Origin of the sequence: Coxiella endosymbiont of Ornithodoros amblus, from assembly GCF_019425495.1 — a bacterium.
Taxonomy (GTDB): Bacteria; Pseudomonadota; Gammaproteobacteria; order Coxiellales; family Coxiellaceae; genus Coxiella.
The window spans coordinates 18,447-44,906 of sequence record NZ_VFIV01000005.1; the positions used below are offsets into that span (position 1 = coordinate 18,447).

Here is a 26,460-nt window from a genome sequence, read left to right on the forward strand (position 1 = left end):
TTGGCTTCGCAAGCCCAGTCTTCTACAGACTTAAAGAAAGGTTAATAATAGGAAAACGATAATTATTCCTACTACAGGATAATAATTCCAGCTCATTAGAGGTGTTTTCCCGGTGACTGGTTTAATTTGGCCGTTTAATACGAGTCGTTGATTTTGCGGAGCGGATTTTACGATTTTTCCTTCTGGACTGATAATGGCGGTAATGCCGGTGTTGGCGCTATAGAGTAAATAATGCTCCGTTTCGAGCGCTCGCATTTGCGCGATTTGCAATTGTTGTGCAGGGGCGATGGTTCCATCGAACCAGCTATCATCACTGACTACAACGATAAACTGCTTGTTAGACAAATGGTTTAGCACTTCATTAGGGTAAGCGATTTCATAGCAAATAAACGGTGCAAATGGAATATCTTTAACAACAGTGGGTTCTTGATCCTCAGGGCCGGGGCTTAAGTCGGACATGGGAATATCAAAATATTTCATAAGGAGGTTACATATTTTTGACGAAGTGAATGACTCTCCAAAAGGAACCAAATGTCGCTTTAAATAAAGGCCGTGGCCATCGCCGAGAATCATTAGTCCATTAAATACTTTGTTTGTTTTTTCATGGTAAATGGGAATGCCTGTCATTAAAGCCGTATTATGTTGTTTGGCTTCTTTATCCATAGATTGAAGAAAAAAGGAAGCTTGTTGGGGGCAAATAGGGATAGCAGCTTCTGGCCAAACAATGATGCTGTTATCCCAATTTTTCTGTGTTTCAGAATAATACGTATGCAAAGTGAAATAAAGAGTGTCGGAGTTCCATTTCAATCGTTGGCCTATGTTTCCTTGCACTAATCCTACTTGAATGGATTCTGAACCTGGGTGCGTCCAAGGGATAAAAGTCAAAACCCAACCCGCGATAAAAGGTAGAATTATGAGAATAAGGCACATTATTTTTCTACTAATCTTTTTAGAGGTTACAAGAAGGTAAATACATCCGCTGATAAAAGCCACAATGAGTGAAATATCATAAATACCAAAGACAGGTCCAAAACCTTTTAGAGTAGAATTAATTTGACTGTAACCCAAAAAAAGCCAAGGGAATCCAGTAAATAATATACTGCGTAGCCATTCCCAAATAACCCACAACGCTGGAAAAGCAAACAAAGCTGTTAACACCGATTTTCTTTTTCTAAAAAGTAACGAAAAGAAAAGACCTTGGAAAGCAATAAATAAAGCCAGTATAAAAACAAACAGAACGGTAATCAAAACAGCTAAAGGGACGTTGGCATTAGAAAAATTATGAATGCTGACGTATACCCACGAAGCGCCCACCCCAAAAAAGCCAAATCCGAAAAGGTAACCCCGCCACCATGCGACAAGTGGTCGCGAACGTAACCAAACGGCGAGTAAAATTGTTGGAGAGATAAAAGCGATAGGAAACCACTTAAATGGTGCGAAGGCGAGCGGCAAAATTACCCCAGCTATTAGTGCAAGAACACTATTCATTTTCGGGTTTCTTCTTTAAACGCAGCAATTGAATACTTCGTTTAGTGGCTAGCATGACGGTTATTTTCATGGAATCAATTACGATGGATTCGCCTTTTTTCGGTAAGTGTCCGATTTGTTGCATTACGTAGCCGCCAATTGTATCAAAATCTTCATTATCAATCTTGGTCTCAAAATAATTGTTGAAAACATCGACAGGCGTTAAGGCTTTAACCGTAAATTCCTTAGAATTAAGTTTGGTAATAGGTTCTTCTTCAACAATGTCTGTTTCATCCTGAATGCTGCCTACAATTTGCTCGAGAATATCTTCGATAGTGATTAAACCAGAGACACTCCCATACTCGTCTACAACGATGGCCATATGATAGCGCTTTAACCGGAATTCATTTAGCAAGACATCCAAACGTTTACTTTCTGGGATAAAAATAGCGGGACGTGCAAGATCTTTAATTTGGGTTTTGCCTTGCTTTTCTTCTACCATGTATTGCAATAAATCTTTGGCTAATAAAATACCGATGACTTCGTCGCGGTTTTCGCTAATAATGGGAAAGCGGGAATGTGCGGATTCGATGATAATAGGTAATGTTGATTGCGGTGTAGCATCGTGGTCCACGACAATCATTTGGGCGCGAGGAATCATTACACCGCGCACTTTCTTTTCAGAAACCCTCAATACACCTTCTATCATCGCCAGTGCACCTTGATCCAAAAGATTACGTTCTTTTGCATCATGTAAGAGTTCAATGAGTTGTTCGCGGTCTTTTGGTTCCCAAAGTAAAGCATGGCTTAAACGTTCCAGCCAGGATCGGTGAGGGCGGAGACCTTCCTTCATTGGTTTCTCACAATTAATTAATTTAGAAGGTTATTATAGCAGCTATGCGTTATAATCAATCCGTCACGTGGCGTTGGTCGTACAATTTCTGACAAGCAGTTTTTGGCACGGCGAACATCACAAAAAAGGCGATGAATAACAACACCGGTAAAAGAAAAAGCATGAACTGATAGTTTTGAACTGGATAAAATGGCGTTCCTACTGCCATCGTTTGAGTACCTGACCAATAAAGACGAGTAAATAACGAATAAGGGGCTGAAAGATCACTGCTCCAATGGTCAGTATGAAACGTGGCGACCGTGGAAATACCGATGGACCGTGGTGGACGGATTTCTCTGGTGGTCGAGAATATCAACGCTTGTGGTCCCACGCAAAATTCAATTAAAACAGCAAGCTTAAAGCCCCTGAAAAGGAGAAATCCTGGAACGTAAATGAGAATGAGGGAACAAGAGAAAGTGCTGCTGATCCCTAATGAAAAGAGGTACGCGACGATTTTGGATGCGGTCTGGAAGCCAGCCGGAAAAGGGAGAACCCAGAAAAGCACTGCCGATAAACAGTAAAGTAACAGCGGTTACGCCCTCAGCCGGAGGCAGATAGTAGGCTTGAATCATAAAATTAACATCCCATAATGAAGCCAATACTGAAATGGATAAAAAGAGAAAATATCCTACAAAACCGGCCATCCAAAAACACCAATTTTTTAATAATTCAAGTAGACGTCCCCAGGTATCCTTCCATGAAAAATAACTGCGAGGGACTTGAGCTCTTCAAGAGGGCTTGTTGCGAATTAATAAAAATAACAAAACAGTTAAACCTAGACCGATATAGATAGTTAAATAAACAGCTTGACGCCAACCAAAAACGACCACGATCTGGGATGAGAGAATATCCGCAACACAGTGCCGATGGTGCCTAAATGCGGTAGCGATGCCCGCAAATAGAGCAAAATGTTTTTTAGGGAGCCATAAAGTTGTTAATTTTAAGGCACCAATAAAACCAAAGGCAGATCTACCCCCATCAGAATACAGCCGAAAAAAGTAGACGGTAAATTCAGAAAAGTAGTAAAAATGAAAACGCCAACGCTGCATAAAAATGAAGATAAGGTGAGTTCCACCGAGGATTCTAGCAGTCCATGATAACGCCGCAAGGAATTTGTAAATGGGTATAGACATATAAAAATAAAAAGCCGAAATAAACCAATCATGGGTGCTACGGCGTTGAATTGATACATTAAAAGATGGGTCATTACGCTGGGCGTTACGCGAAAGAAAAAATCATAGAAATAAAATAAAGCGGCGAGCAGACAAATCAACCACGGAATTAAAGAGTCTCTTAAAAAGAGGGGATCGCGTTCTTGGGATTGTAAAGGTGTTTCTTAATTATTCTTCATACAGATTTTTTAAATCCAAGTTGCGATAAAATTTTTATTTCCAAATTTTCCATTTCCTCAGCGTCTCCGTTTTCAACATGATCATACCCTAACAAATGTAAAAAGCCATGGGTAACTAAACGAGCAAAATGAGCTTCTGTAGTTTTGTGTTGTGCGTGAGCTTCTTCCGCCACTAGCGGTGCGCAGATCGCTAAATCCCCGAACGATTCCGAGGGGAAGCCCGGGATTGCCTCGTCTGGGAAGGATAAAACGTTCGTAGGGCCCTTTTTATATCGATAGTGCTCATTTAATTCAGCGCTTTCTTCTTTATCAATAAAACGGATAGTTAACGCCGATTTATTTTTATCTGTGGGGATAAATTGTAATGCTGTTTTGATCCATTTCTCTATCTTTGAAAGACTCGGAAGATCTTCGAATTGTGTTGCGTTCTGAACATCAATAGAGATCATTCGGCGCTTTCTTCCTCATAAGCTTCAATAGTCCACTGAACCATCGGATGCCGAACGATATCATTTGATTTAAAAAAGGTAAATTGAATTTCGTCAATGTCACGCAATAAAGTAATAGCATGCGCAATCCCGATTCTGTCGTTTTTGGTAAATCTGTTTGCGTAATGTCTCCTGTGATAACGGCTTTCGAACAAAATCCGATGCGGGTCAAAAACATTTTCATTTGTTCTCTCGTCGCATTTTGAGCTTCATCTAAAATAACAAAAGAATCATTGAGTGTTCGACCGCGCATATAAGCGAGAGGCGCGATTTCAATAATCCCTTTTTCAGAAAGTTGACTAACTTTTGCAATCCCGATCATTTCAAACAATGCATCGTATAAAGGACGCAGATAGGGATCAATTTTTTGCGTGAGATCACCGGGTAAATAACCCAGTTTTTCACCGGTGCCAAAATTAATATCGTATTTTTGTATCGCGTTTAGGTAATGTTGTTGATTAGGGGTGCGCGCTTTAACGCGGAGCTGATGTGTTTTAAGTTCATAGTCACCCACTTTTTCTTTATGTTTTGTTTCGGATTCAGGGTAATCCATTTCGCAGATACGTAACAACACTTCATTCGGGGTAATACTTCGGCGATACGCAGCCTCTTTATATAAAGTTTTTAGCACTTCGGCAGCTTTATCTACGGATTTGGGGATACCAATAACTTCAAAATTACTGCCCCGATTATTAATTTCCACGCCGAGGCGGTGTTCGATAAGATGTAAATTCTCATCGAATTGCCCGCAAAGCTTCGCTAGGCGTTTATTATCGTGAGGCGTTAATTCCAATCGTCGCGTTGATTCAGAAATATCCAAAAGGTTATCCTTAACAAACTTCGCCCCAGAGTGAATAAGGGCGAGCTTCTTTAATTTTAATCGTGACCATCTGCCCAATCAATGGGGTATCGCCATTAAAATTAACGACTCGATTATTTTCTGTGCGGCCACTTAATTGACCGGGGTATTTTTTGGATGGTCCGGTGACTAAGATGCGTTGCTGGGTACCAAGCATCGATTGGCTGATTTCAGTCGCTTTCGCATTGATGCAATTTTGAAGAATGGCCAAACGTTCTTTTTTAACAGCCATGGGCACATCATCTAGTAATTGAGCCGCTGGCGTGCCGGGGCGAGGGCTGTAGATGAAACTAAACGAATGATCAAAATCAATGTCATGGATTAAATTCATCGTTGCCTCAAAATCCGCGTCGGTTTCCCCAGGAAAACCGATGATGAAATCAGAGGAAAGACTAATATCTGGACGTACTGCTCGAAGCTTGCAAATTTTCGATTTGTATTCGCGGACGGTATAGTTGCGTTTCATAGCGGTGAGAATGCGGTCCGACCCGCTTTGAATGGGGAGATGCAGATGATTGGCGAGCTTGGGCTCTTCTGCATAAGCGTCAATTAGATTTTCAGAAAAAGCTGAAGGATGGGAGGTGGTAAAACGAATTCGCTCAATGTTATCCATAGCGGTTAAGTAATGGATCAATAATGCTAAATCCGCTACCTGTCCATGGTGCATTAGCCCACGATAATCATTTACATTTTGCCCGAGTAAAGTGACTTCTCGCACTCCTTGTTCGGATAAACTGGCGACTTCAGTAATCACATCATCAAATGGCCGGCTGATTTCTTCACCGCGGGTATAAGGGACCACGCAAAAAGTACAGTACTTGCTGCACCCTTCCATAATCGAAACAAAAGCGCTTGGCCCCTCTGCGCGAGGCTCTGGCAAGCGGTCGAATTTTTCAATTTCGGGGAAGGTAATGTCTACTACTGATTTTCTTTTTTGAATAACGGAATCCAAAAGATCGGGGAGGCGATGCAAGGTTTGAGGACCAAAAACGATGTCAACAAAGGGCGCTCGTTTTAAAATAGTTTCACCTTCTTGAGTAGCGACACAGCCGCCCACCCCGATGACGACGTGAGGACGTTTTTCTTTAAACGGACGCCAGCGACCCAAGTCCGAGAAAACTTTTTCCTGCGCTTTCTTGCGGACTGAGCAAGTATTTAATAAAAAAACATCAGCAAGGTCGGGATCGTCCGTTAATTCTAAGCCATGGGAGTACTTAAGCACGTCTGCCATCTTTGCAGAGTCATACGCGTTCATTTGACAGCCGTTTGTTTTTAAATACAGTTTTTTCATTTATCCAAAGTTCAAATTAATTAATTAATTAATGTAGGAGATTTCTTTGCGGCCAGCGAGTGTGTTTCAAATTCTTCATCGGGCACTGTGAGGGAATGCCTGTATTGACTTCCTCTTCCAGGTGGGCGAGGGTGTCTGCAACGTGCTTGTTACTGGCTCGAAATGTGACCGCTAAATAAAGGCAACCTAAACATAAAATAGCCAGATACAGAAAATCCCAACCGAAGTGAATTTTATTAATACCGCCGCCGTAAGAACCTAAATAAGAAACAATATTTAAGCCCACTAAATAGGGCCACATCCATGTTGCTGCGCGCCAATTCATGTGAATACCACGCGGACGTTTAGAAAACAAACGATAAACCACAAAAAGCATAAAAGAAATAAAAAGACTCAATCCCAATTTAGAAACGACACTCCATCCAGCCCAATAAACAATGAGTGTGCAAATATAAAAACCAAAAAAACTCCAGACGGTGATTAACGGTAAACGAAAAACGCGCTTATGTTCCGGCAGTTGATAACGTAGAGACAAACAACAAATCGGGCCGGTGATATAAGATAAGGCGATAATAGAGGACATAAATTCAGCCATGGCGTACCAGCCATGGAAAGGCAGAAAAAATGTCATACTAACAATAAAATTCACGAACACCGCTTTAGCAGGAATACCGCGTTTATTCACTTCTTGTAAGAATTTAGGTAATTGGCGGTTGGCGCTTAAACCGTAGAGAATTCGCGAGGAGCTCGTACTATAAACAAGCCCAGCGGCACTGGTGGCAATCATAGCGTCGATATATAAAAGAATAGCCATCCAAGTAACACCGAAAGTCATTAATAAACCCGCTAAAGGACCTGCATCACCAATAAAATGCACGAAAAGCCAGCCTTTGGATAAACTCTCTGGGGTTAGCGCACTGATAAAGCCGATTTGGAGTAATAAATAAATAAGTAATACAATGATTAAACTACCGAGAATGCTGATAAGCACGGTTCGATGGGGGTTTTCCGCCTCACCGGCTAGTTCTACGGCTTGTTTAAAGCCATTAAAAGCAAACAAAATACCGCCCGTTGCCAATGCGGCAAAAACCCCTTTCCATCCATTAGGCATAAATCCGCCATAGTGAGGATTATTAAAGTTATGGGGATGAAAGGCCACGGCCATCAACACAATTGCCGTCAAAAGGGGAATAATTAATTTCCAAAAAGAGAAAATATTATTGAGCCATGTAATTAAACGAATGGAATAAATATTAATTAAGCTAAAACCGACCATCATGAGCGTGGCAATTACATACCCAAGAGGGCTTAATCCATGTATACCCGCCCCATGATCCCGAATTAAAGTTGGCCAGTAATTCGCCGCATATTGAATCATGGCCTGAACTTCGATAGCGGGGGCGGTCATCAGATTGAACCAGGTAATCCACCCAAAAAAAAGACTTACAAAGGTACCGTGCGTTAATTGAGGGAAGCGCGTGCTGCCTCCGGTGATAGGCAACATAGTTACTATTTCTGCGTAAGTAAGAGCCACTATCATAACTAAGATGCCCCCGAATACCCAGGCAAGTAGGGATGCGGGACCTGCTAAACGACCGACGTACAGCGAACTAAATAACCACCCCGACCCGATCATAGCGCTGACCGCTGACATCATTAAACCAATCGGGCCAATACGTCGTTTGTAGGCATGCACGTCATTCATAAAGTCTCTCCTATCGGCTACACACTATTTCGATTTCATGGTCATTAAATAGTGGGGGAGATTGTAACTGCTTGCCGAGATGGGTTCAAATCTTAATTTGAGGACAGAGGAAAGAGGTAGGGGATTACGCGCCGGGTGACGCTTACCTCCTTATGTTACTTTCACTTCATACAGTCGCTGGCAGTAAGAAATAACGAGTAGAAAACTCTCCTCCATCAGCCTCTATGCTGCACATAACCAACTCACTATTAATGTGCCACAAAACTATCTTAGCTTGAAGAGAGTGGTGAGTTACGGAGCTGATAGTTTAAACTTAAACTAGAATTCCCATAACAACCGCCTCCGGTTGAGTTTTGATCATACCACATCGTGTACGATGTATGCGGTGATAAGTTTCTTCCTGGATTTTCTCAATATTTCCCGTCATGAACGCAGAGTTGACCCGTTTTTTGTATGAAAAAGGTCTCCGACGTATTGTTAGTAAGGGGAAATTTATAGATAGGGGTAGCTTAGCGTGCTTACCAAGAGAGTGAGTAAAATGAGATGTTTCTTCATTTCATTTGATTAATAGTCATAATTGCAAGTTGCACATATAATAATCAATCATGATTAGATTTACAGCAATTTTATTTACCAATCCAATTTTATAGATAGTTTGTGCATTCTTTTTTTCAACGGCTGGCCTTAATTAACACAAATTTCAGAATTGTAAATTATACCCAGCCACAAGGAGTGCAAGAATATTCCGTAGAAGTAACTGCACAACTTGAACTGCCTGCCCCCACTGGGGTCCTGCGGGTGATGCTTTTTGTGGTAGCGGTACTAGCCCCGCCCTGCAGGGCAAACTTTAACATCAGCTTAACCTGTAAATATCTCCAATTGAGCTTTGACTATTCTGTATCTACCTATGATGGAGGTTCAAACGTGATGTTCCTTATTCATCACAGAGATCACGTAACCAAACACAATTACTATGTCTAGCATTACCATAAGAAAAGCTTGTAGTACTATACGATAACAATAAATCCTTCAAACCAATCCTGGTTACACTATGAAGGATTAGGAACGGGGGAAGATAATGGATTTTAGGTTAGCACCCATCAATCCTAATTTCTCTTGAATTCTGAAAATATTGATCCTTTTTCAAGAAAAACTTAAGGCTAATCCCAACGAGCTTTGTGTTTTCACGTGAAGTAATATACCATTATACAATTACTTTATATCCAGGAGTCATCGGTGGTCGATTGCTATATCACTGAAAAGAAAAAGAATTTCATACCGATTCAACCCATGATGCCGGATGAGTTGCCGAATTGGTTAGATACGCAAGATGTCTGCACCCAACGATGGGTGAAAGCGAGTGGATTTGTAGGCTTGGCAGGCACTGTTTGCTGTATTCCGGAATCCACGGGCGCCTTGCAGCGGATTTTGCTCGGTGTGACTGATTGTGAATACAGTTGGCATTTCGGAGGATTGCCGAAAGTTTTGCCTCCAGGAGCCTTCGAGATGAGCCAAGATGATTTTGAAAACGAAGAATATTATCAGCGAGCTTTGCTCGCCTTTGGTCTTGGCAGTTATCAATTTGATGTCTATCGGGAAAGGCCCCCTTATTTAGCAAAATTATTTTTGCCACAAGCACACCAAAAACGTGTGACCGATTGGCTTACTACGATTTATTTAATTCGTGATTTAATTAACACACCCGCCGAAGACATGGGGCCATCGGAATTAGCACAAGCGGTTAAGCATATTGCGAAAGAATTTGAAGCAAAAGTCAAAATAATCGAAAGCAAAGACCTTGAAACCGAATTTCCGGCAATTTACGCCGTTGGCCGTTCTGGTAGCCAGCCGCCGCTGTTAATCGATCTAAAATGGGGTGATATAAAAGCCCCGAAAGTGACGTTAGTCGGCAAAGGAGTGTGTTTTGACAGCGGTGGTTTAGATATAAAAACCTCTGGGGATATGCTCTTAATGAAAAAGGACATGGGGGGTGCGGCACATGCCCTAGGGCTGGCTCGGATGATCATGCTGCAACAATTGCCCGTGCGTTTACGCTTACTCATTCCCACCGTGGAAAACGCCATTGGAAGTCGAAGCTATCGCCCTGGCGATGTAGTGCAAACTCGCACTCGGGAAACAATCGAAATTACCAATACAGATGCGGAAGGTCGAGTCATCCTGGCGGATGCCTTAGCGGAAGCGGTAAAAGAAGACCCTGATTTGCTCATCGACTTTTCTACACTCACCGGCGCTGCGCGGGTAGCGCTTGGGCCGAATTTACCCGCGTTATTTGTTAACCAAAATTCACTGGCGCAAGCATTGATTGACGCCTCACTTAAAACCGATGATCCATTGTGGCGATTGCCTTTGTTTCAGCCTTATCGGAATTATTTAAAAAGTGAGGTTGCCGACCTCACCAATAGTTCACAAAACCGAATGGCTGGCGCCATTATCGCCGCTTTATTTTTACAGCATTTTGTCTCCGATCAAATTCCGTGGGCGCATTTTGATATCTTCGCATGGAATATGGAGGACTTGCCTGGCAGACCGATCGGTGGAGAAGCGGTAGCTTTGCGCGCTGTCTTCCATTACCTTGAACAGCAATATCGGTGAAGCTATTTTATGGCATTGCTAACACGGTTTCGCCAGCAGTTACCATCGACTTCTCAAATTGAGCGTGAAGTTTTACAAGCCCGTGCCACCTGGTGGGAGAAGCAATTTCTTAGTGGCAATCCCGATTGGGAGCAATTATTTGCTTTAAAAAAACCAATGCATTGTCGCAGTGATCACAGTCATGGTGCCGCACTCGCTTGGTCCGGCAGAATTTTTGTCCCATTATGGAACTGAAGAACACGCTATTATTTACCACGATTAGCAAAAGGCGAAGAAATTGGTTGCTTTGCGCTGACAGCAGTAGAGGCTGGCAGCGATGGATTAAAAGGGGCGTTCGTTATAAATCTCCTAATTTAGTAGTAGCTTTTTTAAACGTCCCTATTTGTGGTGAGGATGTGTTTATCCCATTTGATTTTATTCCTGGTGGGAAATTTGCCTTAGAAAAAGGGTGGAGGATGATGACGGAGTGTTTATCTTTAGGGCGAGGGATTTCTTTTCCTTGTGTTGTAACAGTAGGAGCTCAATTAAGTCTTTTTAACCAGCGGTGCTTATGCGCAAATCAGTCATCAATTTAAACTTAAACGCCCTATCGGTGATTTTGAAGGGATTGCGTTTTCGCTCGCGAAAATCGGCGGAATTACGTTTTTAGTGAAGCAACATGAATATTTTCAGCACAGGCGGTGGATGAGGGTTTACACCCTTCGATTGCCTCGGTTATCGCCAAATATTATTTAACTGAATTATGGCGAAAAGCCCTTAACTATGCCATGGATATTTACGTCGGGTGTGGTATTCAGTTAGAGCCGCGTAATTATTAGACTTGGCCTACAAGCGGTGCCCATCAGCATAACTGTGGAGGGCGCCAATATTTTAATTTAACCCGTAATTTAATTATTTTTGGTCATGGGGTATTGCGTTGTCATCCTTATTTTAGGAAAAGAATTAATTGCGGCGTAAAAAGCTGACCGGTCAGAATTTGCTGGATTGTTACTAAAGCCAGATGGGATTGTTTTCAGCTAATTTATACCGGCTTATTTTTTTATGGAATTAGCGACGGATGTAGAATTATTATTCGTAAAAAACGCGGTTGAAAAATTATTTACGACAATTGATACAAATGAGTTGCGTGTTAAATGTGGTTCGAAATCTAACACTATTAGCTCTTAGTGGCGAATTAAAGCCAAAAGAATCGTTGACAGCGCGGTTAAGCCATATAGTGGCTCATCTTTATTTGGCATCCGCGGTATCAAATCGTGACAACGGATGGCCTGTTGACAATGGGCATTTTTTAATGTGTTGTTTGGTTTTTCCCTCGAGGCGCGCATATTCCCCGCCGGACGCCTTGAAAAGGCGTTTTTTAAGAATGGCAAAACGGAAACCATTATGGAAGAAATTCACGGGATGAAAGGAAATTTATCAAGTCGCATTGAAACGGCTTATCAGGCGGATCAATTGCCATCTGAGGGACGGGATAAATTGCAAGCTTTTGCTGTACTTTATTGGGATGTATTGTAAGTAGATAAATTTTAAAAGCAGTAATCGCCGACCTCGTCATTCCCGCGTAGGCGGGAATGACGAAGCTTAAAATTGAAATGGCAGTGAGAAAGTAAAGATGCGGGAATTACAAGTTTACAAACACTGGAAAATGAAAATTGATAAAGATCGTATTCTTTGGCTAACACTCGACCGTGAAGATGCATCGGTAAATTCAATGAATCGGGAAGTTTTTACTGAATTTAATAAAGTACTCGATGAAATTGCTGCTCAAAATCCCATAGTCGTTATCCTTCAATCAGGAAAGAAAAAAGGATTCATCGTCGGTGCAGACATCAAATAATTTGCTGACTTAAAAAACAAAAATGAGTCCTTTAATTTAATCCGCCAAGCGCAGCTCGTCTTTGATAAACTCGAAGCGCTGCCCATGCCAACTGTAGCGATGATTAGCGGATTTTTTTTAGGCGGCGGTTTGGAAGTGGCGCTTTCCTGTCGTTATCGAGTGGTGGAAGATAATGAATCCACACTGATTGGATTACAAGAAGTGAAATTGGGTATTCATCCAGGGTGGGGTGGCACCATTCGATTGCCTAAATTAATCGGCGCGCCGAAAGCGATGGAAATTATGTTATCAGGTGAAGCAGTTTTGGCGAGAAAATCCGCTAAGCTCAGGATGACTGACGCCGCAGTACCACTTTGCAATTTAGAAAATACCGCTCTTATTTTGCTTTGCAAAAGCCCCTCCCCATAAATTGAAAGGGTGGGAAAAATATACTAATGTTAAGTTATATTCGCCCGTGGCTAGGGCTTATTTTATAAAACTCTCTGCAAAAGTGGAAAAAACGCTTTATTCAATGCTGTACGCCATCGTCCATAATTGGATCAAAGAGGGAGTTGGCAAAGAAGCCTACTTCACAGAAGCCCAGTCGATCGTGCAATTAATGATGACTAAGAGCAATCGCAACATGGCGGGTCTGTTTTTTTAAGAGAACGCTTGAAGTCACTTGCCAAAAAACTTGCTACGTTCCGCAACAAATTCACGTTATTGGTGCTGGTGTGATGGGTGGCGATATTGTAGCTTGGTGTGCACTTCGTGGCATCCGCGTGACTTTACACGATAAATCAGCTGAAAAAATTGCGACGCTCTAATAAAGTGGGTGCATACTTTTTATGAAAAAAAATTAAAAATCCCGCGCTTAATTCAGGCAGCCATAGATCGATTGGAGCCATACGTGGAAGGAGCGGGCATTAAAAAAGCGGTTTAATTATTGATTGAAGGTGTTTTTTTAGGATATAAATAGGAGGTTTTAAGTGCTATCGAACTGCAATTAAAACCAGAGGCTATTTTAGCGACTAACACGTCCAGTCTTTCTTTAGATGAATTAAGTTCGGTATTAAAAAATCCTGAGCGTTTAGTGGCTATTCATTTTTCAATCCCCTGGCTAAATTACCGTTGGTTGAAGTGGCAAGTAGTCAGCAGAAATCGGTGGATATTGCTGAAAAAGCATTAGCTTTTGTGGGAGCTATTGATAAATTGCCGTTGGTGGTGAGCAGCAGCAGTCTAGGATTTTTAGTCAATCGGGCATTAATGATTTATTTATTAGAAGCGAACCGTTTTTTTAGACAATGGGTTTTCCATAAAAAAATTGATAAAGCGGCAACTGATTTTGGGATGCCAATTGGCCCAATCGAGCTAGCCGATCGGATTGGGTTGGATATATGCTTGTCTGTTGCTCAACATCTGAAAAATTTTTACAAGAATCCCGAAGTTTCAGAACAATTAAAAATCTTTGTTAAAAAAGGCCATCTAGGCGCTAAAGCGGGTCAAGGGTTTTTATCATTATCAAAACAAAACGTATCGAATCAAAGTCTACAGCTGAATCAATGAATCCTAATTTAACTGACCAATTAATATTACGACTAATACTACAACTCGTTAATGAAGTCAAAAAATGTTTGGATGAGAAAATGATCGGCTAGGAAAATTTAGCCGATGTAGTGATCGTATTTAGCATTGGGTTTGCACCGTTTCGGGGTGGACCGATGCAGTACAGTATGCCAAGAGTCGTGGAGAGGCCGATGTCGTTAAAATTTTAAAACGCTTAGTAAAACAATATGGTGAACGATTTTTACCTAGCGAAGGATAGTTCGCATGAGTTTGTATCCCAATCAGCCTCAAGCGCTTCCTTATTTAATTGGCAGATCGTTTAAATATTATAGTCGCATTTTTAAAGCTATTTTTCCGTTAATTTCATTAATCTCAATAATTAAAAATGCTCCTATTTATTTAGGAGGTGTTTCCACCGAGAGTTAGGTCCGTTTAATTGTGCTTTTTATTACAGTGCTATTAATCACGTATTTATGGTCGGTGGCGCTGTATAGGGCGCATTCCATTTTTGTTTCTGGGCCTGCTCGTTTAAAAACGGCCTTCCGTGTCGTTTATTCTAAATTGTCGTTAATTTATCTGGGATTTTTTATTTTAATTATCGGTGTTTGTTCGTTATTTTTTATTGGTTATCTATATTAAGTAGTTTAGCTGCCAGATTTTTTGTCGATGATCTGTTAATACAAGGCTTAGTATTATTGGTGTTTTCTGGATTACCGATAACGATTTTTTTTGGTTTTTTCCCCAGCGTGGACTTTGTTAGTGACAAAAATGCTTACTGTATGGCAAGATTTTTATCAGAGCGCTCAGTGGGTTGGCTATCAAAATTGGCTGTGGATGTTTGCATTATATGCTTCTTACATTTTCGTATTTCTTTTTGTTTCACCCGCTACTTTACATCGAAAATGGCTTGCTCAGAATTATTTAAGTTTTGTTTTTGATTTGATTGTATTGTGTATTTCTGCTCCACTTTTAATTAATTTTACCATTTTATTGGTAAATGATTTATATCTGAGGAATCAGAAAATAACGTGATGAATGATGGCCTAATCATCGAAGCCGTGTTTCTTTGCAATTAAATAACGGGTCCGCTGTTTGACTTCGGTGAAAATTCGGCCGATGTACTCACCTAAAATGCCGATCGATAAAAGCTGGATGCCACTAAAAAATACAATTACAACGACAATGGTTGCGAAACCGGGCAAATCAACGCCAAACAATAATGTGTTTAAAATAATCCATAAGGCATAAATAAAGGAGATACTGGAAATAGTAAAACCTAAAAGGCTCTAGAAACGTAAGGGCACATCCGAAAACGAAAAGATGCCGTGTAAAGCGAGACTAAATAAACGTTTAAAACTCCACGATGGTTTACCGGCTTGACGAGCCTGTACTTCAAATTCAACGCCAACGGAGTTGAAGCCTACCCAGCAGGCGTATAGACTTTTCATAAAGCGATTATTTCAGGACAAGCCTGTAGCGCTTCAACCACCCTTTTATCCAGTAAACGAAAATCACCCGCGTCTTTAGGGATTGGAACTTCCATAAAAAATTGGGTAAATTTGTAAAATAAACCGATACAATTTTTTTTAAACCATCCTTCTTACTTACGATCATGGTGAATACCGTAAACTATGTCGTAACCTTCAGTCCAACGACGTAGAAATTCCTTTATGGCTGAAAAGGGGTGTTGAAAGTCACCGTCGATAATCAACGTAACATCACCGTTTACGTAATCGATTCCCGCACTGATTGATTTTTCTTTGCTGAAACGTCGCGAGATAAAGATTGTTTTGAGTTCAGGGATCGTCTGATAAAGTTGGCTAAAATCAGTTCGGGTTTGATCCGTGCTGCCATCATCAATAGCGATAATCTCCAATTGATCAGCATATTGAGAAATTTCGTTACAAAGTGCTGGGAAAAAATACAATACATTTCCCTATCCATTGTATAAGGGAACAATACAAGAAATAGATAATTTCTTTTGAGATAAACAATTGATTTGAGCATTAGTGTTTGTCATATTTCACCGGTGGTAGAAGTGAAATGCTTTAAATAAGCAGTTTTATTTTTTCTGGAATAATTCGGAAAAAACTGTTGCGTCGGTAGTAAAATTAGATTGGGATACCGTTTAAAGATAGAGGGCGGAAAATGATCTCCCCAATAAATAAATAAAGCGCCTTTCTTTTTAAGGCTTGTTTCATCGATCTAAGGGCTTTGCCGATTATCCAAGTTGAAATATGCGATAGCTTGGGATGAGCGTAACTGGATAAGTAATGAAGAGGGACGCGTGAACCAGCAACGTATACTAGGGGCTGATGGGGATAATGTTCCCGTCAAATTTTTTTCAAGGCGTTGAGCAAAAGTCGGAGCTGGAAATAAATTGCTATAAGCAGTCGTTAGCTTTTGCGTATAATTATAGTATAACCAATGGGAATAAAAGAGATTAGAATTGAGATATTAAACTTAAAAAGTGAAGTAGTCGTCTTTTGTCGATTATGGGTTTGATTAACGCGATTAATAAAAGGCCGCTTAATGAAAAAAGTAACCCCACCGACTGATTAAATAAAAGCCTCTGATTGTTGAAAATAATAGTGTTAAAGTAATAAGGAGTTACTCCTACTATCTACAAAAATTGTCAGTCCAATAAACTCGATTTTATTTTTTATCGCGCTGACAAAAATAAAGAGGAGTAGCTAACGCTAAAAAAGTATTAATAATCTTATATTTTTATATAAAAAACGGAAGGCATAGTAAAAATGCCGGCGCCAAAAAGGTACTTGTGAAGTTAATTCATCACTCACATAATTCAGGGGTGCAAAATAATATTGAATTAACCAAATTAGATTAGGGATAAAAATAAGAAGAGCAATAACGAAGCTTAAATAAGGTTTTGGAGTGACTAACGTTTGCCGCCCAATAGGGTTGATTAATAAAAATAAAAAAACGGCGCATGGAGCAGGAATCGATTCGTATTTAGTATCCATGGCCAGCCCAACCATCACGCCAGTCCATACCCATGCTGACTAGCGTTTGTGTGGGTGCTAGTAAAACGGGCGAGTCGCCAAATAGCAATAAAACAGGTAACGACCATAAGTTGGCTGACGAAATAAACAGGCCAATCTACCGCATGAAAAATTTTAATGAACAATGCGGTCAACCATGGGGCTAAGAATTGGTGTTTACTATATCCCCATTGCCACTGATTTCCCCAGGCGATTCCTTTTACACTGTCTGTAGGCAATTGAGGCCGAATAAAAGCGGGAAGAAGTGTGAAGAATGCCATGTGGAAAAGGCAAAACGCCCGAAACCAACACGAAGTTGCTCTAGGAGAATCAAAATACGATTTTCAAATAAAATTGATTATGCAGAGTATTTTCCACGTTTTCTAAATTGGATTGATCAGCGAGGTGTTATTATGTGTCACCCGGGGTGGGTGGACGACTCTAACAAAGATGCTATTGTAGATGCCCGACGACGGGAACACGATTATTTGCAAAGTGAACAATTTTTAAAAGATTGCCAACAAGCCAACGTTCGATTAACGCGCTTTTAATTAGCGCCACTCTTCTTCTAAATATTGAAATTTATTGGGAATCTCCCTCCAGTCGTCCGCATCAGGAGGGGCTTCTTTTTTGGCAGTGATGAGAGGCCATCGTTTTGCCAGGTCGGCGTTCATTTCAAGAAAGGCATGCTTTTCTTCGGGAAGGTCATCTTCTGAAAAGATCGCATCCACCGGACATTCAGGAACACAGAGGTTACAATCGATACATTCATCAGGATCGATCACAAGCATATTGGGTCCTTCACGGAAACAATCCACAGGACAAACTTCTACGCAATCAGTGTACTTACAGCGGATACAATTATCGATTACCACAAAGGTCATGTTATAATAGCCTCCAACTCAGTTATAGCTAAATTAATTTCCTGGAGCGAATAATAGGGGGTTATTTTATATGGTTACAACTCGTGATATCAAACAATGGATCGAAACGGGTTTATCGGAAAGTCTTGTGATTTCCGCTGAAGGAGACGGTCACCATTTTGAGGCAGTCGTGTTGTGCCCTACCTTTGAAGGACAAACGGTACTTACGCGACATAGACTGGTTTACAATGCTTTGGGCAGTCATATGAAATCGGATATCCATGCCCTTTCCTTGAAAACTTATACCCCTGATGAATATGAGAGAGGTTAACAATGAGAGTACACGAAGAAATTCAACAGCAAGTCACGAGCAGTCCGGTAGTGTTGTATATGAAAGGAACACCTGATTTTCCCCAATGTGGTTTTTCGGGACGTGTCGTGCAAATTTTACGCCAATGTAAAATCGATTTTACGAGCTTCAATGTTCTGGAATCACCCGAACTTCGTCAAGGTATTAAAGAATTTTCAAATTGGCCCACAATTCCTCAGCTTTATATTAAGGGCGAGTTTATTGGGGGTTGTGATATTGTGGGAGAATTATTCGAAACGGGGAAATTGGAGGAACTCTTGTAGTAGTAAGGGATTATTCAATAATTTCATGAAACAATTAATCCCCTTTGCTGGGTTGTCTCAAGTTTCGAAATTAAAGTCCGTCATCCCCGTGCAGGAATGACGAAGCCAAAATTGAAATGGACAGTCCTAATCCCTCCCATGCTTGGGGAAGAAAGAAAGAAAACAAAAATGGGAGAACAACATCGCTCAACTAACTCTGATGCACCTAGAGCAGCTATTTCGGTAAATATGCAGATAAATATCTGACAGGCCGATGTATTTGCTATGTAGCGATTTTTGTAGTAGAAACTGGTATCGGGGCTGGCCTGGGAAGTTTGGTGGGAGCTTTATTGGAGGGCTCAGAGAAATAAGGACTCGGAATTGGAAGTGCGGTAGGTTTTGGCTTAGTAGTGCAGATGTTGCGCTTTAGAAATCCCGATGTGAAAACGGAGGCCTCTCAGGAAGAAAGCTTGAAGACGCGCAGTACCGCTTCTCCTTTATTGTAATTTAGTTTTAACATCACCCCCGCAAAGCGAGGGTGATGTTATTCTCAAAAATCCCAAATTGAGGGTTTCTTTTCAGGTTGCAAGGGCTGACTGCGCAGTTGAAAAATACGCTGATATTTTTTAATTTCAGCCATTTGCCTTGCAGACCAGGCGTGGGTGCGATCGAATTCCGCCAGACGTTTGTCTATTTCGCTGATGTAGGCGGCAGGGAATTTATGAGCATTTTTTTTCTTTATAAACATAGAAGAGCCTCTGCTACAATTAATGCATGAGATTTTACATTCTAAAGCGAAATGGATGCCATGACTAGTTCTTCATTTTCCTTTAAAGGTTTCAGCTTTAGCGAGCTATTCACGGTGGATGGCTTAAGTAAGGTCGATTCTGCCTTCTTGGAGTTTTTGAAAGCGGCGAACGCCGTATTACATGCACGATTACTTCGTTATCGTAAAAGAGACCTTTTGTCATCTCAAGGACTAAGCGAATTGTTGATCGAATGCGGTCCGTATGTAGAGGCTTTTCTTGCTGATCTTTTTTCTATTAAAGAAGCGGTAAAACGATTGCAGACAGCAACTTTAAAAGAAAGCCCTATTTTTGCTTTTAAAAAATTCTATGTGCTTCGCGAAGCCCGGCGGGCTTTAAAAAAGGCAGGAGAAGTAGACAATTTTGCTTCTTTGAACCACTGGGTAACCGAACAACTAGTGGAGAATGGTTTAGAAACTGAAGATCGGGAATTAGCGATTGCTACTTGGGGGCAACAATTATTACAAGATTCTAAAGCCAATGCAGAACCAATCGAAAGGTTGACCTCTTGGTGCGTTGCAGCGATGAGTCAGCGCGCTGGGCAGGCGGCCGTAAAAAACTGGGTGAGTTTTCGGATGCATAAACATTTAAACTATGAAAATTTGGTGGAAATTCATCCTGTGCCCGAGGATCCTTTTGGGCGAATAGAGGGGCCCCGTGAATCGCGACGTCATCGTGATGGGTTTGGGTTGACCGACCCGCGAATGGATCGGCGAGAGACTCTAGCTCATGTGCATTATTGCATTTATTGTCACAAAACAGACGGCGATTTTTGTTCCAAAGGGTTCCCCGTAAAGAAAAGTGACCCCAGCCAAGGGTTGAAAATTAATCCACTCGGCGAAACGCTTACAGGATGCCCGCTGGATGAAAAAATCTCAGAAATGCACACTTTAAAAAAGAAGGGTTTTGGAATTGCTGCCTTAGCCGTGGTGATGATCGACAATCCATTGTGTCCCGCAACTGGTCATCGCATTTGTAATGACTGCATGAAAGCGTGTATTTACCAGAAACAGGAGCCCGTTAATATTCCCCAAGTGGAAACGCGCATTTTAACCGACGTGCTTAACCTTCCGTGGGGAGTAGAAATTTACGATTTATTGACGCGTTGGAATCCCTTACGTCAAGAACAATATGTCCCGAAGCCCTATAACGGCAAAAAAGTATTAATTATGGGGATGGGGCCAGCGGGTTTCACTTTAGCTCATTATCTTCTGATGGAAGGCTTTGCGGTAGTGGGGGCTGATGGGTTAAAAATCGAGCCTTTATCGCGCGAGTTACTTCTCAATCCCCTTCGCAGCTACGAGGAATTAAGAGAGCGGTTAGATAATCGGGTGATGGTAGGGTTTGGAGGCGTGGCGGAGTATGGAATCACGGTTCGGTGGGATAAAAATTTCTTAAAACTGATTTACCTTAGCTTGCTTCGCCGACCACATTTTCAAGTATTTGGGAGCATTCGTTTTGGTGGGACTTTGTTGGTGGAAGATGCTTGGCGTTTAGGGTTTGACCACCTCGCCCTTGCTGTGGGGGCAGGACTTCCTCGTGAGTTACAAATCCCGAATAGCTTAGCGCCTGGAATGCGACAAGCGAATGATTTTTTGATGGCACTCCAGTTGACCGGGGCAGCCAAGCCCTCGAGTTTGGCCAATTTGCAGGTTCGATTACCGGCTGTCGTGATCGGTGGTGGATTAACGGCTATTGATACCGCGACGGAAGTGCAAGCGTATTATATCGCCCAGGTCGAAAAAATTGCCCGTCGTTATGAAAAAGCCGTGCAATTTTTTGGAGAAGGTTCGGTAAGGGCCCGTTTTGATAGCATTTCTTTAGCTATTCTCGATGAATTTTTACAGCATGGTCAGGCAGTCATAAACGAACGCTGCCGAGCACCAAAAGAAGGACGGTCGGTGAATTTTATCCCGCTTCTTTGCCAATGGGGCGGCATAACGGTAGCTTATCGCCGCACGATGCAAGAATCACCTGCCTATAAACACAATCACGAAGAAGTAATTAAAGCCCTCGAGGAAGGAATTTATTACGCAGAAGGCCTGGAGCCAAAAGCTGTAAAGATAGACGTGCACGGCTGGGCAACGGCCTTGGTTTGCCGACGGCGGGTGATGGATGAAGAAGGTATTTGGATGACTACTGACGAAGAACAAACCTTGCCCGCTCGATCAATTTTTGTAGCGACGGGCGCGAAACCCAACATTGCTTATATTTATGAACATAAAAGAACATTTTTACGGGAGGGATTTAATTATAAGCGCTTTGAGTTCGCAAACAATCAGTTGGAGCCGCTCAAAGGTGGTGAAATAGAGCATTGCAAGTCCGAAAATTTTGGCCCATTTACCAGCTATGAAGAAAAAGAGCACCGGGTGTCTTTTTTAGGTGATACGCACCCTGTCTTTCATGGGAGCGTGGTTAAAGCCATCGCTTCTGCGAAACGCGCGTTCCCGAAAATTGTCAAGGCATTAGAGCCTAATCATCGATTTAATAGTGACCCAAAGGGGTATGAGGATTTCCGAGAGCAGATGAACGCATTATTTCAGGCAGAAGTTGTCGATGTGCGCCGCCATACCTCTGAGATGGTGGAGTGTCGCATTCGAGCACCGATGGCGGCACGGAATTTCCGGGCTGGCCAATTTTACCGCTTGCAAAATTACGAGTGTCTATCGCCGCTCATTGCTGATACCCGATTACAGACGGAAGCGTTGGCGATGATTGGTGTGAATGAGAGCTCTGAAGCCGATGTCATTGGCTTTATGGTGTTAGAACGCGGTGGAAGTTCCCGGCTGGTGGCCACGTTAAAACCAGGGCAACCGATTTCTATTATGGGGCCGACGGGTTGTTGCGCGAAAATCCCCGAAGGCAATTCCAAAACTATTATGGTCGTGGGCGGCTCAATGGCAGCAGCTCACCTGCGTTCTTTAGGGCCGGCATTACGTAAAGCGGGACACCGCGTGTTCTACGTGGCTTTAATCGAAAAGTTAAAGGCATTGTATTGGCAAGGGGAGCTTGAAGCCGCTAGTGATTCCATTTTGTGGGTAAGTGAGAAGGACGGGCATGTAGATCTTCATCGGCCTCAAGATAAAGCGATGCAAGGCGAATTAATCTCAGTATTGCGTAATTATACTTTAGAAAAACCAGCTATCCCGCTAGAATCCGTTGATCAAGTTTATGTGATCGGGCCGACCTCTTTATTAAGAGGCATTCAGAAAGCGCGGAAAGGGCTTTTGAAGGAATACTTTAAGCCGAAGACAGAATTTATCGCCTCCATTTATGGGCCGATGCAATGCATGATAAAAGGCGTTTGTGCACAATGTTTGCAATGGCAAATCGACCCGGCTACGGGAAAGCGGACTAAAGCTGTGTATGCGTGTTCCTGGCAGCACCAGCCGATGGAGTTAATTGATATCAAAAATATCGACGAACGATTATTACAAAACCGGACCCAAGAGATTTTGTCGGATGTTTGGCTGGATTATTTGTTCGCAACTGAAAGCATTGAGCGGGTATGAGGTGGTAAGTTATAATGCGAGGAGCGTAACTATTCAGCCTGTGGGTCAAAACTAGGTGTTTTGAGCATTCACGTTAGGTACCTGAATAGTTAGCGGGGAGCTTATTCAAGAGGGCGTTAAATGATGTATAAGCAAATTTCCCATGTTGAAGCATGGGAGTTGGTAAAAAAGCGCGACATCGTCATTGCCGATGTGCGCGACCAAGACAGCCATGAAGAAGAACATATTGCTAACGCTTTGCATCTTTCAATGGCAAAATTGCAGGAGTATTTTGAAAAAGCGGATAAAGAGAAACCCATTTTGGTGTACTGTTACCATGGTATTAGCAGCCAATCGGTAGCTCAACATTTGATTAAGCAAGGTTTTAAAGAGGTCTACAGTTTAATCGGTGGTTTCGAGACATGGAAAGCGTATTATCCGACATCCGGCGCCAATAAAAATTAGGGTAGGTACAACCACCTCTCCTGAGGCAGTAAGGGAACCAACGACGGGAGAAAGCCGGAAACAGCTCGTTTATAAATTATCATGTCAACAATTCTTTCAAACGAACTCAAGCAGTCAATTGACCGCATTAGCGATCTGTTGAAAGCCGAAAACGCGACGCTGGTGGCGCATTACTATACGCCTTCAGAAATCCAGGCCTTAGCCGATGAAACCGACGGCTTTGTGGGTGACTCCCTGGCCATGGCCCAGTTTGGGGTGGAGCAAACGGCAACCACTTTGATGGTTGCCGGAGTCCGATTTATGGGCGAAAGTGCAAAAATACTAAGTCCCAACAAACGGGTGCTCATGCCGACGGTGGAGGCTACCTGTTCGTTGGATTTGGGATGTCCGATTGAGACATTTTCTCAATTTTGTGATGAAAATCCTGATCGAACAGTTGTTGTCTATTGCAATACTTCTGCCGCGGTGAAAGCGCGTGCTGAGTGGGTGGTGACTTCTTCGAATGCGGTTGAAATTATCCAGCATCTCGATGACGAAGGGAAAAAGATTTTGTGGGCACCGGATCGTTATCTCGGCAGTTATTTACAAAAAACAACTGAAGCCAATATGATTTTGTGGAAAGGCGCCTGCATTGTGCATGAAGAATTCAAGGGGGAGGCTTTAGCTGAACTACGTAAACAATATCCTCACACGGCTGTTTTAGTTCATCCAGAATCGCCGCCTTCCATTATCGAACAGGCGACTGTTGTTGGTTCAACGACACAATTGTTAAAAGCATCACAAGCATTGCCGAATGATACGTTTATCGTGGCGACTGATCGAGGAATTTTTTACAAAATGCAACAACTATCTCCCCACAAAACTTTTATTGAAGCGCCGACAGCCGGCCATGGAGCGACTTGCCGAAGTTGCGGTCATTGCCCGTGGATGACTATGAATAATTTACAGAGCTTGGAGCAATCCTTAATTACTGGAAGTAATGAAATTGTTTTAGATTCCGAAATCATGGCCAAGGCTAAAGTGCCGCTCCAACGGATGTTGGATTTTAGTTATAACTGTATTCGAGCAACAGCATGAGTATCCTGCCCGATGAAAAATTGCAATGGAAGCTTGATGTATTAAAGTTGGAGAAATTCGTCATCATATTTTTTTATGTTGTGATCAGACGAACCCAATTTTTGTCTCAAGAATGTGGGTTTGGAGTCACTGGATTATTTAAAACAGCGTTTGGATGAGTTGAAGCTAACGGGAGAAGGATATATTTTTCGATCTAAAGCTAATTGTCTTCGAATTTTCTGCCAAGGACCTATTGCGGTAGTGTATCCTGATGGTATTTGGTACCACTACTGTACACCAGTGGTTATCGAGAGGATAATTCAAGAACATTTTATTGGGTGGAATCCAGTGGAGGAGTATATTTTATTTACCCACCCCCATTCTCTTCTCTCCCGGCGGGGGAGGGGATCAGGGAGCCAAAACGGTCTAAAATATTATGAAATTTAATGGGAATTTAAAAAAATTAAAAAGTGTATTGAACACGACGATCGATTATTTTTTGCCTTTTGCAGAGGAAGAAGTATGGTTGAATGAATGGTTGGGGAAATCTATTTCACTTAATCATACGGGGTTGATCCATTGTATCCAGTGCGGACGTAAAACAAATAAGAGTTTTCAGCAGGGTTTTTGCTTTCTCTGTTTACGCCGCTTACAAGAATGCAATCTTTGCATTATTCATCCTGAGCGTTGCCGGGTAGAAATAGGTGGTTGCCCGACAGATGATTGGGTGCACACTTACTGTCATCAAAGTCATGTGATTTATTTGGCCATTTCTTCGGGGTTAAAAGTGGGGATTACCCGCGATACTCAAGTTCCAACGCGTTGGATCGATCAAGGTGCGGTTCAGGCTATTCCCATTTTTTGCACGGCTAATCGTTATCAAGCTGGCCAGGTAGAAGTAGTTTTAAAAGCGTTTATTGCTGACCGTACGGATTGGCGGCGCATGTTAAGAAATGAAACCGACGATGTTGATTTAATAGCGGCGCGAGATGCATTGTTAAAAGAAGCGGAATCTTCGCTTTCTGCCGTTATCGCTCAATTTAAGACTGGCGATGTTCGTAAAATTGAAACCGCCGCGATTACTCAATTGAATTATCCCGTATTGGAATATCCGAGTAAAATTAAAAACTTATTGTTTGAAAAAACCTATTCGATAACTGGTCGCCTCTTGGGCATTAAAGGTCAATACTTTATTTTGGATAACGGCGTCATTAATATCCGAAAATATGGCGGTTATCAGGTGGAATGTAGTGTAATGTAATGTGAGTATGGTGCATTATAACGCTTTGGAAATTAATACGATGACATTATTGGCGGCGTCGTTTTAGTTTTATTAGCTTATTTTTTTATTGTGGATTAATTAAGATTAATTAAAATCAGGTTATATATTTTTTAATGAATTTGCTTGGCTCAGGGCTAATTTTAATTTCCTTATATTTCAACTGGAATTCACCTTCAATCATTATCGAGTTTGCTTGGTTGTTAATTAGTTTATTGGGATTAATCAAAGTTATTTATTTAAAGAAAGAAATCTCTAGTGCTTTACGGCCGAGATTAAATTTGAGGAAGCCTAAATCCTAAAATGAAGAGCGCCCATACGCTGATAAGAATCTGAGAGACGGCGACGTCAAGGATGATATGATCTTATGGCGTGAGTAGAGCTGCTCCCAGAAAAGGCCCGGTAAATAGAACTGCATACGCATATGTAAGCCAGATGTAAAAGTGAGTAAGTAAAAATAGAAAATTAGAAACGATTATCGCATACCATAGTCTTTTTTGAATCGACCCCGTTAAAAAATGATAAAAGCTCGACCATAAACTGCCTCTTGGAATAAATTTCTGAATCGGTTAAAAATTATATAACCAATTAAGTTCCCCCAGTAAACTGAGTTAGCCTGAGGATGAAGGGCACTCTGAATCCCGCTTAAATATAGGAGGTGTTGCTATAATTAAATTTTATTATAGATTCCCATCTAAAATATTTTTTATCCAGGAAAGTATTAATGCCTTGGGAATTATTCTCATATTCCCTCGCGTAGATTTACTGCCATAAACAGCTACTGTAAATGAACATTTACCAATATCGATACCGATAAAATTATTGTATGATCTCATCT

15 protein-coding genes and 12 pseudogenes are annotated in these 26,460 nt (G+C 41.7%); 14 read left to right on the top strand and 13 right to left on the bottom strand.

The annotated features are described in order from the left end of the window. Positions 1-30: 30 nt before the first annotated feature. The 9 genes and pseudogenes from lnt to FIV31_RS01445 all read right to left on the bottom strand — a co-directional run bounded on the left by lnt (position 31) and on the right by FIV31_RS01445 (position 8,053). The gene (lnt, locus tag FIV31_RS01415) at positions 31-1,488 is read right to left on the bottom strand and encodes an apolipoprotein N-acyltransferase (protein WP_280123555.1); all 1,458 of its coding nucleotides are present in this window, start codon (positions 1,486-1,488) and stop codon (positions 31-33) included. Next, positions 1,481-2,320: an HlyC/CorC family transporter gene (locus FIV31_RS01420; protein WP_280123556.1), complete on the bottom strand. Its 840-nt coding sequence runs from the start codon at positions 2,318-2,320 to the stop codon at positions 1,481-1,483. The genes lnt and FIV31_RS01420 overlap by 8 nt, the downstream gene beginning before the upstream one ends. 55 nt (positions 2,321-2,375) lie before the next feature. Beyond that, entirely contained in the window at positions 2,376-2,675 is a 300-nt protein-coding gene (locus FIV31_RS08350; protein WP_425278254.1) for a hypothetical protein, read from the bottom strand. Between the two features lie 40 nt (positions 2,676-2,715). Beyond that, positions 2,716-3,003 carry a hypothetical protein gene (locus FIV31_RS08355; RefSeq protein WP_425278255.1) on the bottom strand — a complete coding sequence of 96 codons (288 nt, stop codon included), beginning with the start codon at positions 3,001-3,003 and terminating at the stop codon, positions 2,716-2,718. Positions 3,004-3,087: 84 nt separating this feature from the next. Further along, entirely contained in the window at positions 3,088-3,492 is a 405-nt protein-coding gene (locus tag FIV31_RS08360) for a hypothetical protein (RefSeq protein ID WP_425278256.1), read from the bottom strand. 207 nt (positions 3,493-3,699) lie between these two features. Further along, positions 3,700-4,159, bottom strand: a pseudogene (gene ybeY, locus FIV31_RS01430) (rRNA maturation RNase YbeY). Continuing rightward, a pseudogene (locus tag FIV31_RS01435) lies at positions 4,156-5,018 on the bottom strand (PhoH family protein). Before FIV31_RS01435 ends, ybeY begins: the two co-directional pseudogenes overlap by 4 nt. A 10-nt stretch (positions 5,019-5,028) precedes the next feature. Then, positions 5,029-6,348: a tRNA (N6-isopentenyl adenosine(37)-C2)-methylthiotransferase MiaB gene (miaB, locus tag FIV31_RS01440; protein WP_280123558.1), complete on the bottom strand. Its 1,320-nt coding sequence runs from the start codon at positions 6,346-6,348 to the stop codon at positions 5,029-5,031. A 24-nt stretch (positions 6,349-6,372) separates the two neighbouring features. Further along, a pseudogene (locus FIV31_RS01445) lies at positions 6,373-8,053 on the bottom strand (APC family permease). A gap of 1,236 nt (positions 8,054-9,289) precedes the next feature. On the opposite strand from FIV31_RS01445, the gene FIV31_RS01450 reads away from it, so the two are divergent. The 4 genes and pseudogenes from FIV31_RS01450 (at position 9,290) to FIV31_RS01465 (ending at position 15,080) form a co-directional block, all read left to right on the top strand. Beyond that, on the top strand, positions 9,290-10,666 hold the full coding sequence (locus FIV31_RS01450; protein WP_280123559.1) for a leucyl aminopeptidase family protein: 1,377 nt from the start codon (positions 9,290-9,292) through the stop codon (positions 10,664-10,666). A gap of 9 nt (positions 10,667-10,675) precedes the next feature. Beyond that, positions 10,676-12,181: pseudogene (locus FIV31_RS01455) on the top strand (acyl-CoA dehydrogenase domain-containing protein). A gap of 72 nt (positions 12,182-12,253) precedes the next feature. After that, positions 12,254-14,307, top strand: a pseudogene (locus tag FIV31_RS01460) (3-hydroxyacyl-CoA dehydrogenase NAD-binding domain-containing protein). Further along, positions 14,304-15,080, top strand: a pseudogene (locus tag FIV31_RS01465) (hypothetical protein). The pseudogenes FIV31_RS01460 and FIV31_RS01465 overlap by 4 nt, the downstream one beginning before the upstream one ends. Positions 15,081-15,091: 11 nt before the next feature. Here the strand turns inward: FIV31_RS01465 and FIV31_RS01470 are convergent. Beyond that, positions 15,092-16,068, bottom strand: a pseudogene (locus FIV31_RS01470) (glycosyltransferase family 2 protein). Then, positions 16,055-17,382: pseudogene (locus FIV31_RS01475) on the bottom strand (glycosyltransferase family 39 protein); the annotation flags it as partial. The pseudogenes FIV31_RS01475 and FIV31_RS01470, both read right to left, overlap by 14 nt. A 9-nt stretch (positions 17,383-17,391) precedes the next feature. Between FIV31_RS01475 and FIV31_RS01480 the strand changes: the two are divergent. After that, a pseudogene (locus tag FIV31_RS01480) lies at positions 17,392-17,601 on the top strand (ChbG/HpnK family deacetylase); the annotation flags it as partial. On the opposite strand, the gene fdxA reads toward FIV31_RS01480, so the two are convergent. Further along, complete coding sequence (gene fdxA / locus FIV31_RS01485; RefSeq protein ID WP_280123560.1) at positions 17,602-17,934, bottom strand: ferredoxin FdxA; 333 nt, start codon at positions 17,932-17,934, stop codon at positions 17,602-17,604. Positions 17,935-18,004: 70 nt separating this feature from the next. On the opposite strand from fdxA, the gene FIV31_RS01490 reads away from it, so the two are divergent. The 3 genes and pseudogenes from FIV31_RS01490 (at position 18,005) to FIV31_RS08365 (ending at position 19,031) form a co-directional block, all read left to right on the top strand. Next, a complete protein-coding gene (locus tag FIV31_RS01490; protein ID WP_280123561.1) occupies positions 18,005-18,244 on the top strand; it encodes a BolA family protein in 240 nt (79 codons plus the stop codon). 2 nt (positions 18,245-18,246) lie between these two features. Further along, a complete protein-coding gene (grxD, locus tag FIV31_RS01495) occupies positions 18,247-18,546 on the top strand; it encodes a Grx4 family monothiol glutaredoxin (RefSeq protein ID WP_280123562.1) in 300 nt (99 codons plus the stop codon). A gap of 168 nt (positions 18,547-18,714) precedes the next feature. Next, positions 18,715-19,031: pseudogene (locus FIV31_RS08365) on the top strand (hypothetical protein). Positions 19,032-19,075: 44 nt separating this feature from the next. Here the strand turns inward: FIV31_RS08365 and FIV31_RS01500 are convergent. Next, on the bottom strand, positions 19,076-19,273 hold the full coding sequence (locus FIV31_RS01500; protein WP_280123563.1) for a CBU_0585 family protein: 198 nt from the start codon (positions 19,271-19,273) through the stop codon (positions 19,076-19,078). A 51-nt stretch (positions 19,274-19,324) separates the two neighbouring features. Here FIV31_RS01500 and FIV31_RS01505 point away from each other — a divergent pair, with 51 nt between their 5' ends. From FIV31_RS01505 to FIV31_RS01530, 6 genes and pseudogenes are all read left to right on the top strand, one after another. After that, on the top strand, positions 19,325-22,843 hold the full coding sequence (locus tag FIV31_RS01505; protein ID WP_280123564.1) for an FAD-dependent oxidoreductase: 3,519 nt from the start codon (positions 19,325-19,327) through the stop codon (positions 22,841-22,843). Positions 22,844-22,963: 120 nt separating this feature from the next. Further along, positions 22,964-23,287, top strand: a complete 324-nt coding sequence (gene glpE, locus FIV31_RS01510; protein WP_280123565.1) for a thiosulfate sulfurtransferase GlpE — start codon at positions 22,964-22,966, stop codon at positions 23,285-23,287. Positions 23,288-23,368: 81 nt separating this feature from the next. Further along, positions 23,369-24,364: a quinolinate synthase NadA gene (nadA, locus tag FIV31_RS01515; RefSeq protein ID WP_280123566.1), complete on the top strand. Its 996-nt coding sequence runs from the start codon at positions 23,369-23,371 to the stop codon at positions 24,362-24,364. Beyond that, positions 24,361-24,783 (top strand): annotated as a pseudogene (locus FIV31_RS01520) ((2Fe-2S) ferredoxin domain-containing protein). Before nadA ends, FIV31_RS01520 begins: the two are co-directional and overlap by 4 nt. Beyond that, positions 24,780-25,604, top strand: coding sequence for a DUF2797 domain-containing protein (locus FIV31_RS01525; RefSeq protein WP_280123567.1), 825 nt, complete (start codon positions 24,780-24,782; stop codon positions 25,602-25,604). The pseudogene FIV31_RS01520 and the gene FIV31_RS01525 overlap by 4 nt, the downstream one beginning before the upstream one ends. A gap of 1 nt (position 25,605) precedes the next feature. Next, positions 25,606-25,924: pseudogene (locus FIV31_RS01530) on the top strand (CBU_0592 family membrane protein). Positions 25,925-26,460 lie beyond the last annotated feature (536 nt).